8 protein-coding genes and 2 tRNA genes are annotated in these 13,970 nt (G+C 41.9%); all 10 read right to left on the bottom strand.

All coding sequences use genetic code 11. From position 1 onward, the window contains the following. Positions 1–109 precede the first annotated feature (109 nt). The 10 genes from pheT to H9647_RS02180 all read right to left on the bottom strand — a co-directional run bounded on the left by pheT (position 110) and on the right by H9647_RS02180 (position 13,969). On the bottom strand, positions 110–2,560 hold the full coding sequence (pheT, locus tag H9647_RS02225; RefSeq protein WP_191797785.1) for a phenylalanine--tRNA ligase subunit beta: 2,451 nt from the start codon (positions 2,558–2,560) through the stop codon (positions 110–112). Between the two features lie 58 nt (positions 2,561–2,618). Continuing rightward, positions 2,619–3,653, bottom strand: a complete 1,035-nt coding sequence (pheS, locus tag H9647_RS02220) for a phenylalanine--tRNA ligase subunit alpha (protein WP_191797783.1) — start codon at positions 3,651–3,653, stop codon at positions 2,619–2,621. A 508-nt stretch (positions 3,654–4,161) separates the two neighbouring features. After that, the gene (gene abc-f, locus H9647_RS02215) at positions 4,162–6,063 is read right to left on the bottom strand and encodes a ribosomal protection-like ABC-F family protein (protein ID WP_191797781.1); all 1,902 of its coding nucleotides are present in this window, start codon (positions 6,061–6,063) and stop codon (positions 4,162–4,164) included. 416 nt (positions 6,064–6,479) lie between these two features. Further along, entirely contained in the window at positions 6,480–7,631 is a 1,152-nt protein-coding gene (locus H9647_RS02210) for an SGNH/GDSL hydrolase family protein (RefSeq protein WP_191797779.1), read from the bottom strand. Positions 7,632–7,770: 139 nt separating this feature from the next. Beyond that, a tRNA-Gly gene (locus H9647_RS02205) sits at positions 7,771–7,841 on the bottom strand. Positions 7,842–7,851: 10 nt separating this feature from the next. Next, positions 7,852–7,925, bottom strand: a tRNA-Pro gene (locus tag H9647_RS02200). A 166-nt stretch (positions 7,926–8,091) separates the two neighbouring features. Beyond that, a complete protein-coding gene (locus H9647_RS02195; RefSeq protein ID WP_191797777.1) occupies positions 8,092–10,215 on the bottom strand; it encodes a putative bifunctional diguanylate cyclase/phosphodiesterase in 2,124 nt (707 codons plus the stop codon). A gap of 285 nt (positions 10,216–10,500) precedes the next feature. After that, positions 10,501–11,460 carry an aldolase catalytic domain-containing protein gene (locus tag H9647_RS02190; protein WP_191797775.1) on the bottom strand — a complete coding sequence of 320 codons (960 nt, stop codon included), beginning with the start codon at positions 11,458–11,460 and terminating at the stop codon, positions 10,501–10,503. Between the two features lie 78 nt (positions 11,461–11,538). Further along, positions 11,539–12,876: a hypothetical protein gene (locus H9647_RS02185; RefSeq protein WP_191797773.1), complete on the bottom strand. Its 1,338-nt coding sequence runs from the start codon at positions 12,874–12,876 to the stop codon at positions 11,539–11,541. Continuing rightward, positions 12,869–13,969 carry a DUF58 domain-containing protein gene (locus H9647_RS02180; RefSeq protein ID WP_191797771.1) on the bottom strand — a complete coding sequence of 367 codons (1,101 nt, stop codon included), beginning with the start codon at positions 13,967–13,969 and terminating at the stop codon, positions 12,869–12,871. Before H9647_RS02180 ends, H9647_RS02185 begins: the two co-directional genes overlap by 8 nt. Position 13,970: the final 1 nt, after the last annotated feature.

Raw genomic sequence — 13,970 nt, 5'->3', positions numbered from 1 at the left:
GAAGCCTTTATCTTTAAGGATTCGATGTGACTTAGAGCAATTCCTTCAAATATTACCTCAAAAAATGAAGGAGAAACATGGAAACTTACATGCCAAGCCCGTCATATCCTTATTTTCGGAGTTCGGCTCCAAAACGAGTAGAAAGATCTTCTACTACTTTACTATGAACGGCTGTAATTTCTTCTTCTGTCAGCGTATGTTCATGGTGACGGTAAGTCAGAGCAAGAGCAACACTTTTCTTGCCAAGACCTAGTTTTTCTCCGGTAAAGATATCGAACACCTGAACCGATTGTAACAGTTCTCCCGCCGATTCGCGAATAGCGGACAACATAGCACCTGCTTCAACGTTCTCCTCAACAACAACCGCAATATCACGTTCAACAGCAGGGAAACGAGGAAGCTCACGATATACGAGTGCAGGTCTAGCATATTCATAGATTGCTTCAAGTGACAATTCCGCAACGTACGTATCCGCTAGATCGTAGCTGTTTTGAATATCAGGATGAACTTGCCCCATTGTTCCAATCAGAATCGCATCCTTGCCCTCGATATTCAGATAAATCGAAGCAGAACGTCCCGGATGGAAATCCTTCGGTTCATTTGCGATATAAGACACATATTTATCAAGACCAAGATAAGCAAAGATAGACTCAATTGCACCTTTAAGATCAAAGAAATCCACTTTTTCTACAGTTGTATTCCATTGTTTTTCTACACGATTCCCACTAAGAAGCAGGGATAGCGCAGGAATCTCACGTGGCTGCTTCGTCAAGCTTTCTTCCTCTGTATAGAACACATTTCCAATCTCAAACAGTGCCAAGCTATCCTGTTTACGATTCCGATTGTATTCTGCTGCGGAAAGCATCTGCGGTAAAATACTAGTTCTTAGCACACTTTGCTCTTCACTCATCGGCATAGAAAGTTTAACAGAGTGACTGCCTTTTGTAAGTTCCGAGAACAATGAACCGCGCACCGGATTTACAAAAGAATAACTAATCATTTCATGATAACCGCCATTCGAAAGAAGAGCGCGAAGCGCACGACGAATCGTTTGATCCTTCGTGAAGGAACCTGGTGTAGTCGGACCTTCGATCACCGTCGTAGGAATAAGATCATATCCATATAGTCTTGCTACTTCTTCGATTAAATCTACATCACGGGTAATATCACCGCGGCGGGTAGGAACGGTTACTTCAAGTTCATCACCGGATGATACCTCATATGCAAAATCAAGACGATCGAAAATCGCTTTGATCTCTTCTGTTGTGAGTTGAGTTCCTAGATAATTATTTACTTTATCAGTAGATAAAGAAATCACAAGCTCTTCGGTTTGAGCAGGTGCAGATTCAACAATCCCTGGGTGTACAGTACCTGCTGCATACTGAGCAATCAGAGATGCTGCGCGATTCAGTGCCGGAATAACCGCATTCGGATCTACGTTTTTCTCGAAACGAAGGCTAGATTCGGAGCGAAGCCCAAGATCACGAGATGTTTTCCGTACAGTAGTTCCATCAAATCTAGCTGATTCAAGCAAAAGGTTGACCGTACTACTCGTTACTTCGGAGTTTTCTCCGCCCATAACTCCTGCGATCGCAACTGGTTTTTCACCATCGGTAATAAGCAGCATCGTTTCTTTCAACTTGCGCTCTTGTCCGTCAAGTGTCACCATCTTTTCGCCTTCAGCTGCCGTACGTACAACAATGTTGCCGCCAGCAAGCTGATCTGCGTCAAATGCATGAAGAGGCTGTCCATATTCAAGCATGACATAGTTCGTAATATCAACAATATTGTTAATTGGACGAATACCAGCTGCCATAAGACGATTTTGCATCCATTGTGGGGATGAAGCAATTTGGACACCTGTAATATAGCGAGCAGCATAGTGAGTGCAGAGCTCTGGTGCATTCACCGTTACTGAAATATGCTCAGCTGCAGGAGAACCCGACTCCGTTAATTGCTCTTCCGGTTTTGGCAAAGTAATCTCTCTGCCTAAAATCGCGCTTACTTCATAAGCTGCACCGATCATAGATAAGGCATCAGAACGGTTTGGTGTTAAATCAAGTTCAAGCACATGATCATTAAGACCGAGTACTTGTTCAATCGGCGTGCCTGGTTCAAGATCGGAAGGCAGAACAAGAATACCTTCTTGTTGTTCTTTTGGCAGCAATTTATCATTAAGTCCCAGCTCTTTCGCAGAACAAATCATCCCTTGGGATAATACGCCGCGCAGTTTTGCTTTTTTGATATCCAGACCGCCTGGAAGCTTAGCTCCAATCATAGCTACCGGTACTTTTTGACCTGCATCTACGTTTTTCGCACCGCACACGATTTGAAGTTCCTCTTCAAGTCCTGCATCGACTTTACAAATATTAAGTTTATCCGCATCCGGATGTTTCTCTTTGCTCTTAACGTAACCGACTACAACTTTCGTAATACCTTGGTTACGGTTTTCTACTACATCAATTTCAATTCCCGCTCTTGTAATACGCTCAGCCAGATCTTCCGGAGCTACATTTTCAAGAGATATATAATCAGACAACCACTCTGTAGATACTCTCACGGACGTTCACTTCCTTCTATAAAAATAGGTTTACCTTGTGATTTGTAATTTGAAAATTCTATAATCTTGCAAACTGCTTCAAGAATGACATATCGCTGTTATAAAAATGACGGATATCATCTACACCATATTTCAGCATAGCGATACGCTCGACACCCATACCAAATGCAAAACCGCTGTATTCAGCCGGATCGTATCCGCCCATCTCCAGCACTTTTGGATGTACCATTCCCGCTCCGAGAATCTCAATCCAACCTGTTTGTTTACATAGTCTGCATCCTTCACCGCCGCATTTAATGCAAGTAACGTCAACTTCTACACTCGGCTCTGTAAAAGGGAAGAAACTTGGACGGAGTCTGATCTCAGTATGAGCACCAAACATTTCACGAACAAATTGCAAAAGGGTACCTTTCAGGTCGCTCATACGGATGTTTTTGCCTACAACGATCCCCTCTACCTGATGGAACTGGAAGGAATGGGTCGCGTCGTCATCATCTCGGCGATATACTTTTCCTGGTACGATAACTTTTACTGGGGTTTCTCCTTGCATGGCTTGCATGGTACGAACCTGAACGGGAGAAGTATGTGTTCTCATGAGGATGTCATCTGTAATATAGAACGAATCCTGCATATCCCGAGCTGGGTGATTCTTCGGCAGGTTAAGAGCTTCAAAGTTAAAATAATCCGTTTCAACTTCTGGCCCTTCCGCCACTTTGTAACCAAGCCCAACGAAGATATCTTCAAGATCCTGAATTACTTTTGTTAACGGATGAAGACCTCCCTCAGGCATACGGCGTCCTGGCAAGGAAATATCAATTTTCTCTTTAGAAAGGCGTCTCGCAGTCTCTTCTTTTTGGAAAGCAGTTTGTTTTTCCTCAATAACAGACTCAATCGCACCACGCACTTCATTCGCCACTTGGCCGATAATCGGACGTTCTTCTGCACTTAGGGCACCCATACCGCGTAAAATCTCAGTGAGTGCTCCTTTTTTACCTAAATATTTCACACGTATTTCACTTAGTGCCTTATCATCGGCTACGTTTGCAAGCTCAGCGAGAGCTTCAACTTGCAATGCTTCCAATCTTTCTTTCATGTTGTGGTTACTCCCTTCGTAACTCTTTAGAATTTTAATCAATAAAAAAGGCCTTTTCTCCCCCAAAAAAAGGGACGAAAAGACCGTGGTACCACCCTTGTTAGATTCATGTACGACTAAAAAAATCCAAGGTTTTTAGAAATAAAACCGAGCTAGTCTGTACGAAATTAATCTCACTTTAGCACGTTTGTAACGGTCGTGAACCGGTATCCTCTACTGACCATGAAATAAGGCATTTACATAGACACCCTATCTGCTGTTCAAGGAACTGCTCCGGAGCGAACTTCGACAGCCTGATTTCGTAGAAACGCTCTCAATCTAAGTGGCGCTTCCTCCCTGTACAAAAGCACTGTGTACTCTTCTCCATCCACGCATTTTGCTCATTAAAATCTTATATATAGATGAAACTAAAGTGTGTCACTCATTCCTTTAGTTTTTCTATATTCATTGCTACATTATTATACGCAAATGACAAGTGCCAATCAAGTCCTCGCCTCAAAAATAGGCACTACTTCTTCTCATATGCATCAAGCTGAGCACGTATTTGACGGATTTCATAAAGAACAGACTCCTCCATATAGTAAGACTCTACATCCTCAGGCTGACCGTTACGATGATTTGAGGCGACTGATCCTGTCAGTAATTCATGTAAACGGTGCTGCAAATGCATGCGGTGGTTATCTTCCTCACGCTCTGCTGGAACTTTATTTTTCCGGTCAAGATGATCCTCATACTCTTCCACACTTCCATCATATATATGGAGCTGACCTTGTTCATCTCCGCTCAGCTCAATCAGCTGATTAGCAATCTTTCTAACGAGTGTACGATCATGAGATACAAATACAAGAGATCCTTCGTAGTGAAGCAGAGCTGTCTCGATCACTTCCCGTGTATCAATATCTAAATAGTTAGTCGGTTCATCCAGAACTAGTAAGTTTGCTCCACTAAAATATAGACGAATAAATGCCGCTCTGCATTTTTCTCCCATACTCAGATCCCCTATCTTCTTAAACGCATCATCTCTTGAAAACAAAAAATTACCGAGTACGGTACGAGCTTCGGTCTGCGTCATGTAGGGATTAACAAGCAAACTGTCCAACAATGTCATTTCTGTTTGAAGACCTTCCAGCTCCTGAGAAAAATAGCCGATCTTCGTCTTCGGATGAAGGACGACATTCCCCTTCTGTGGGGTCAAGCTTCCCGTGATCAGCTTAAGCAGGGTTGTTTTTCCTGCTCCGTTCGGACCCCGAAGGACTAGTCGCCTCCCGCGCTGGACAGAAAAAGTCGCTCCTGCGATAACAGGTTTATCATTACCTTCGTATCGATATTCTACATCCTGAAGCTGAACAAAAGTACGGGCTTCGAACTCTCCATCCTTTAGTTCCATACTAACTTTTGGTCCCACGCGTGGTCGTTCCACACGCTCTCCTTCTAGTCGTTCCAGCTGCTTCTGCTTGGCATGATATCTTGATATATTTTTATTGGCTCTCGCCTTGTAATAGCTTGCAGCTGCTCTCGTTTCAGTCACATCACCTGCATTATTGTGAGATTTTATGAACCACTGCTGATATTTACGAATGGATTCTTCTAGTGCTTTTTTTGCAAGTTCTTGTTTGCGATACTTCGTTTCCTGTTCTTTGCGCTCACGCTTCTTCTGAAGTTTATATTCTTCATAACCCCCAGGATATTTACGGACACCGTCTTCGCTAAGTTCACAGATCCCCGTCGCTACATGATCTAGGAAAGTTCGGTCATGCGAGACAAATATAATAGTGCCTGGATAAGATAAAATCCAGTCTTCAAGCCAGACCAAACTCTCATGATCCAGATGATTGCTGGGCTCATCAAGAATAAGAAGCCGTGGTTTGCTGGCTAATAAAGCGGCTAGTCGTAGTCTAGTCTTTTGCCCGCCACTGAGTGATACATAAGGACGGTTCCATAACTCTGCCCCAATCCCCAGGTGAGTCATCATTTTCTCAAGTTCAATTTCTCTAGCATAGCCGCCGTGTGCTTCATATTGTTCCGTAATCTGTCCATACTGCTCCATTAATTCTGAGGTCTTATCTTGATCGCCTGATGCGAGGTCGGCCTCCGTTTTTTGTAATTTCAGTTTCAAACTTCCCCAAGCTCCGCTCTCCTTATACGCCACTTCTTGTACTGATTCCACCGGATCTGCTTTGAAATCTTGCCGCATAAATCCAATCTCTTCCGGTTCCAAGTGAATGGAAAGTGTCCCCTCTGACGCCTGTTCGCTTCCCGTCAAAATGTGTAATAGTGTCGTTTTACCACAGCCGTTACGTCCAAACAGAGCAATTCGTTCATGCTCATTTACTTCCATGTTCACATGTTCAAACAACTGTTTTCCATTCCATTCCTTACTGATCTCATGCATATGAATTAGTGTCGTCATATGAATATCTCCCTCTTTCTCTTCGCGCAAGCTAAAACACTGCAAGCAAGCAGCCAGCAGCGAAGACGAGAGCCTATAGAAATGAATGCACCTCTAAAGATGGGTGGTAGGTAAAATAAGTCCAGGTCTTAATGTGCTACCTTACTCTGCCATAGTAATGAACAGAACTTATTCAAGGTACAAATAACTTATAAATAGCACAAAAAAACCACACCATTCCCATGACTGAATGTAGGCACACTTATCCTAGGGTCGTCAGCCGCAAACAGCTAACCTGCTTCACTATCGGTTTGCAGTTATCCGTAGGATTTCATGTGTTTTACTTCATGGGACGTGTGGTTACCTCTCATTCATCTTTAATTGTTATTCAGTATAGCACGGTATCATTAGTTTCTAAATCTGTAATTTCCTGTATTTCATAAATTCTGTTCGCGAAACCATTCTAGAAAAGCATCCGCGACTTCTTTTCCCGCTTCGCCATTTGGATGCGGATCAAATTCATTACTCATGAATTTTGGCATAATCCGGTGTTCCTCTGGTGCCGGGCAGGATAAAACTTCGGCAATATCAAACACAACATCTGTTCCTTCTGGTGGATGTGTACGTATCGCTTCATTAACGGTCCGCCACACTTCTTCTCTTTCTTCCGCAAAATTAAAGGGCGGGATAGTAAATAAGATTACTCGTACACCCGTACGCTCCGGATTTCGCTTTATTTTTCGAATAATAATAGATAAATCATTAAGTAATTCAGCTGCGCTTCTGCTGCCTATATCAATATCATTCACACCAAGAACAAGTGCCACTATACTACCCTGTTTGGATTTAGCAAGCCACGGGCCATCCGTTGCTGCGTCATAGGCTCTTGCCCATCCGGAACCGATATTCCAAATACCATAATCAGGACCAAGACCATCAGCTATACGAGAAACCCAGTACTCGTAGCCATCCTTTCGTGTTCTTACTCCCTGAGTTATTGAATCTCCCAAGAAAATAATTTCTTCCCTCACCTGTTTTTTATATCCTATAAAAGCAGGCAGAACAAGCCGATTCTCGGATGATGTAAACAAGGCTCCTTCTTCTTCATCGGCCTTATTCCCTTCCGCTTCAAAAGCAGATACAAGCAGCCCCTCTGTATTGTATGTGAACGATTTTCCTGCATAAGCCGAAATTGTCCATGAGAAAACTAATTCATGTCCTGCCGGAAGATCTATATGTACCGAATCACTCCAAAACTTCTCTGCAGGAGCCACTTCTTTGCTAACTTCTCCATCAAAAGTCACCTTTATTGCGCTGCCAGGTATAATGCTGCCATCTCGTTTATGCCCGCTAACCGCTACATAAGCGCTTTCAATAACCCATTCACCGCCTGACATACTTCCTTTCGCAGTGTTCCCTACATCCCAAGTCGAGTCTACCGCATTACTGTGCCAAAACTTCAAATCAAGCTGACCTGTTTCCCTCAGTCTTAAGTATGTCCGGTAGGTACGTGTATATGTTGTTTCCTGCTCCATGATGAAATTAGTTGCCGTAGAGACGGCTGTTGCGGATACATATTCATCTGCCATTTTTCACCCACCCCCTCCTCAATATGTAAAATTATACTAACCCTCACCCATTATACTAAAGCTTTATTTATATTCAATATGATCCAGGTACGGGAACATAAAAAAACCCTCTTGCCTAAGGCAAGAGGGTTTACTATGAAGCGGGTGATGGGAATCGAACCCACGCTATCAGCTTGGAAGGCTGAAGTTCTACCATTGAACTACACCCGCAAATTGACGATCGGGACGACACGATTTGAACATGCGACCCCCTGGTCCCAAACCAGGTGCTCTACCAAGCTGAGCTACGTCCCGTCAAATGAATGAGCGTCATTCATTAGTGACAAGAAATAATATATCATAACCCCAATTTCTCTGCAACCCTAAATTTAGAAATACAATGCAGTTTTCTCAGTCTCAGCACATGCAATTCAGGTAACAAAAAATAAATGCATGTGCTGGGTATGATCTGAGAATACATTCAGGCGATAGCTTTTAAAAATATAGATTCGAAATCAGTCGATGCAAGTGGTCTACTGAAAAAATAACCTTGCGCATCATTACAGTGCTGTTCTTGTAAAAATAAAAGTTGCTCTTCGTTCTCTACACCTTCTGCAGTTACTTTAAGCTGAAGATGCCTTGCCATAGAGGTGATTGTGGATACAATCGCTTTATTGTTACGGTCCACCATCAGTTCCCGCACAAAGGACTGATCAATTTTAAGACGGTCGATAGGTAGATTTTTCAGATAATGAAGTGAGCTGTAGCCCGTTCCAAAATCATCAATACTGATCTGCACTCCAAGTTTTTTAATACTTTCGAGCACTTTCATACCTTGCGTCATATCAAACATCGTGCTTTCGGTTATTTCAAGTTCTAAGTAAATAGGATCTAGACCTGTGTCCAGTAAAATACGCTTAATTCGTTCTGCAAGCTGTACTTCGTGAAATTGTTGAATCGATAAATTCACGGATACTGTCAAAGGTTTGTAGCCTTGATTTTGCCACATTCGGTTCTGATAACATGCTTCTCTAAGCACCCATTCTCCGAGCGGTACGATAAGTCCGCATTCTTCAGCAATAGGAATAAATTCGACTGGGGATATACGCCCTCTCATCGGATGGTTCCACCGAACAAGCGCTTCTACTCCAACTACTTCACCGGTAGCAAGATCAATCTGCGGCTGATACTCAAGATAGAATTCTTCACGTTCTAGACCTTTGCGTATATCGTGTTCCATCTGTAAGCTTTCTTGAGCCTCTTTCTTCATAGATAAGGTATATCTATTAAAGTCTTGCCCTTCATTTTTGGCAAAATATAAAGCCGTATTTGCATTACGAAGAAGTTCGTCCGGCATAGCACCATCATAAGGATATATACTAAGACCCGCCGAAGGCGTGATGTATAGTTCTCTTTCTTTTATAAATATAGGCTCTTTTACATGCTCTAAAATTTCATAAACCCGATTATGTAACTTTTCTACACTCTCTATTTGGCCCATAACGATTGCATATCGATCTCCTCCAAGAGAAAATACTTCTTTTCCCCCTTGATAGTCAAGCAAGCGTTGCCCTGTTTGTTTCAAAAGCTGGTCCCCAAGTCTGTAACCCAACGAATCGTTAATGATCTTAAATCGACTAATATTAATAACAAGCAGACCTAATAGTGCACCATCCGCTTCTGCTTTTTCAAGACATCCCCCCACATAGTGAAGCAAAGATCTCCGGTTCTCAAGCCCTGTTGTCTCATCATAATGAGCCATATAGTCCAATTTTTCTCTTGTTGCTTTTTGCTGTTCTAACGGGCTTTCAATATAAACGTTAAAATAAGTGTTTTGAAAGATGACATACACTATCAATTGAAACATCATTGAAAAAGTAAAGAATACATCCTGAACATACTGGACTTGAAGTATAAAACCTTGGCTTATAATACAAAAACATACACCTAGTATCAGCCGGAAGTTAATTTCGTTACAGCGCTTCTTCCGCGAGAAAAGGATACCTGCCAAAGCGAACACAAAAAATATAAGAAGCGATGCATGTGCAACATAATGAATAGGACTTATCGTTTGTGACCAAGGATCCGAACTGCTCAGGAAAAATTCCGTTGCGCCCTTATTCAAAAGAATAAACACAAGAAAACTAATGTACGAGACACCCATTGTATAACTAACCCACTTCGGAAAAGGCTGATTCTTTGTAGGTAGTTTAAATCCTAGAAACAACATGCACAGTACACAGATGAAACGAGCCATAAAAATAATGAGCAGTGCATCTGCGGAGTCAACCATTAGTTCATAACCTATTGTAATTTTTCCGTAGTAAAGAAATAACAACAGTTTAAGCATTCCTCCAGCAAAGAAGACGTAAGAAAAATATTGTCCATTTCTGGTTTGATCCCCTTTTGCCCGCATTCTGCTCTGATTATAAGCAGATAAACAAATAATCATAGAAACTAATGAAATTCCAAGTCCTAATAGATGATAAAATTCTTGATTTACGGTTGATGATAATGAACTTGGCATCCATGGAGTCAGTAAACATAAAAACAAACCCGCTAACAAAATTTTAATGGATTTGTGATATCCATTTTTTAAGTTCATAACATTTTCTATGCCTCCCATTCATCTATACTAAAAAACAACTTAGTTAGCTACCCAATATTTGATCTAATATGACACATTTCAACATTATTCTCCCACTTTACTGGACTATAATACCATTTTTAGAGGAAATCGTGTATCTTTTTTTGTGAACACATATGCATATCGACGCATACTATAGTTCTAAAGTTTCATTAAATTCGGAATACGGACACAAAAAAACGCTCGATGTGAATTTCACATAGAGCGTCCTTATCATCAAGCAAAGTATTATAATGTTAGTGTTTATTCAAAATTAACTTCAGGCGTGGTGAGTTTGTCATAGAATTCTACGACCTGATCTTTACTTTCCGAAGCTCGAAGAGCCATTGCTGAACGGGGATGTTCATCAAGATGTCCTGTAACCATGTAAGGAAGGAGATAACCCCATTCTTCCTTTTCCCGCAAAGGCACAAGCCAATTTTCCAGTACGCTTAGAACCGGACGCAATTTGTACTTGGTTCCTTTCAGATGAGCAATAAGCAGTTCCGTCGGACAATTGCCCGCCGCACGTCCCATTCCATATACAGATGCATCAAGGAGCTCTACACCAAGTTCAGAGGCAATCAGTGTATTCGAAAAAGCTAGCTGCATATTGTTATGTGTATGTACACCGAGTCGTTTATTTGGAAGATGCTTTTTGAATTTTTCAACAAGGTATTTAATGTCGTTATGATCCAGGCTACCGTATGAGTCTACGATATATACTACATCTACAACACTCTCATTAATCATTTCAAAAGCTTCTAAAAGTTCGTTCTCCATAACGTTAGAAAGAGCCATGATATTCAGTGTTGTCTCGTAACCGCGGTCATGGAAAGTCTGTGCAAGTTCAAGACCTTTGTCCACATCTTTGATATAACAAGCTACACGAATTAAGTCCAGCATACTTTCACTACGAGGTAAAATATCAGCTTCGTCTACTCTGCCAATATCAACCAGAGCAGATAATTTCGTATTCCCTTTTTGCGGGATCACTTTACGCAGAAAATCATCATTCAAAAAGCGCCATGGTCCTGCTTTTTCTGCTCCTTTAAGTAACTTGGGAGAGTTTTTATAACCAATCTCCATATACTCTACCCCTGCTTCATTCAGCCCTTCATAAAGTCCTTGGACAAACTCAACGCTGAAATCCCAATTGTTTACGAGACCGCCGTCTCGAATCGTGCAATCTACAATTTTGCTTGTGTTCGTCAATGTCTTCATGCATAAGCTCCTTTGGCATCTTTATCTATTTCTACCATGATACTTGAACGTAGAAGGAAAAGTAAAGGGGAGGTTTACCTATTGATTTTTCTTCCATTCCCTATCTATTTGTTGAATCGCTTCTTCACTTACCTTTCTCTTTCCGTACCTAACTTCGTTATATAAGGGGAATAGGTCATCAGGAGCGGCTCCCATGTCACCCTTCTGTTTTTTATTCGTTCTTTCAGTCTTGGTTTTCGTCATTATCTTGTCCAGCTCTTGTTTCACTTCAAAAGGAGTTAGATATGCTGGGATCTCATGGCCCTGTCCTTTGAACCTTAAAAGGTACTCTCGATAATAATATCGAATACGTTCCTCGGGATCATTAGGCACAGATCCTCTCTGAAAGAAACGAAGCCAGCTCTTCTTCTTCGGTTTCTCCTCAATCGTTTCAATAACATCTATATATGCCGTTTTAGGCGGGACTACAGGCATTGGGTTCTTTTTACGATGATCTAGATACTCAGTGAACTTCAAAAATAATTTCCAAACCTTATAGAATATAAAACCTAGAATTGCGATAGCTGCCAAAAAAACAAATGCTTTCAACAAAAATTCCCAAATAGGCGATGGTTCTTGCGGAACTCTCTCCTCATTTGGCAGAAAGGGCGGAGGAGCCTCCGTAACTCCAGAAGAATTGGGGATATTCTCCTGCGGTGTCTCACCGCTAAATAGATTTCTTACCCAAGCAGTAAACCAACTCCATACAGAGGCAGCTACTTCTGATAAGCGCTGAAATGCTCCGACAAATAAAACGATAGTGATGAAGATCAAGGTACGCAATTGATTAATCCTCGTAAAACTTCTTACGAGCGGTCTATGTCCCTTTGGATCAAGTGTAACCTTGCGCATTTCCTCGCTATGACGATTCCAGAGCAGCAAGATAAAACTAACCAGCCCGCTTACATAAACTCCCACACTGTATGGCGTAAGCGAAGAATATCTTCCTACGAAAAAACTAAGCACCACCAAAGAAAACAGACCAAATAACCGATATTTCCCTGATATAAAAATCGAATGCTCGATATGCTTCTGCAAGTAAAATCCCCGATAGCCTGCAGCTCCGCCAAGAACAACCCCTGTTATGATGAAGAGAAGTTGATTCCCCGTTGATCCTGCCATTAATGCTGCAGTGGTAATTAACATCCCACCAAGTACAGCTGTAATAACAGCGAATGTAGGACTCTTTTTACACAGAGCTCTTCCGCCCAATACACCGGCACTAATTGTAATAAAACAAATACAGAACACAAATATAGGAGGAATTCCGAGAACATAGACAGCTAAAATTACAATAAGGGCATAACCATAGATTAGTTCAGTTGCGCCTTGTAATATAGCTTGCACAGGAAAAGCATAAGTTTGATTCTTATTCATTCGCCCCCTCCTTATCCTCTATGAACAGGACGGTGATCCGGTTACCTGCGGTTCGAAGTCTGGCTAACTGCGTTTCCATCGCTTGTGATACATAGGCGGTAATCAGTAAATAATCCAACTTCCGTTCCTCATCTTCTTGCCGATCAGCTTCATCCCGCAGCATTTGTTCCATTGGCATAAGACACTTCAATTGAACCTCAGCCATGGTTTGCATAATATACTCTGCATGAACAGAGCCATAATCAGCCTCAATCCGAACACTTGTACCTGTCTGTTCCGAATAAGCATTGTGTGCAAACCCTGCCTTAAGCCCCCTGCTAGCAGCATAACTAACTGCTGTCGCCGCATAAGACAAGCCTCGCTCTGCCAGTTCTGGTCTGGTCACTACACTCCACATTTCTTCCGATTCTTGTATATTAAATAGGATCATCGTCTGTGGGTCAGAACTATAGCCCTGCTTAAATACTTGAAGATCGCCTGTCCTTGCGGTAGCACTCCAGTGAATACGATTCATTGGATCGCTCCCCCCATAAGGCCGAACCCCTACGATTAAAAAGGGATCTTCCACAATCCACCTGGATACTTCCAATTCTCCTTGCCATACTTCAAAGTTTGAAGGCATTTCATGGTCCGAAAGGATTGCCGGGTACACAATCAAAGCAATGGATACGGGTAACTTTTGACTTGTAGAGTAGATATTAAAAAGGTCTCCCCCCGTCATCGTGACCGTTTCCATCTGATAAACACCCCGATTTTGACATACTACAAAGTGTCTTCTTGAAATTTTAGTGAAGGGTCTCATTGTAAATACACTTTGATGATTTTGATAAATGTTCCCTTTACTGATCCCCATCTCTTCTCCTGTTTGAAAAGAAAAGGAAGCAGGCATCATCGCTTCCAGGCGAAGCCAAGGAATAGGCAGTCTTTTTTCATTAGCAATCTTTTCCGTCATAACTAACTGATCGCCTGCATAACAGCGTTCTTTTTCAAACTCTCTCGTATACGTAACACGCCTAAGTACAGGAACTCCAAATACCGCTTGCTCCACCAAAATTAGCAAAAGACCGACAACAATAAACCATAAAAGATCCATC

It is taken from the genome of Paenibacillus gallinarum (assembly GCF_014836635.1).
GTDB lineage: Bacteria > Bacillota > Bacilli > Paenibacillales > Paenibacillaceae > Paenibacillus > Paenibacillus gallinarum.
The sequence above is the reverse complement of the archived record's forward strand: the minus strand, read 5'-3'. Positions and strand labels throughout refer to the sequence as shown.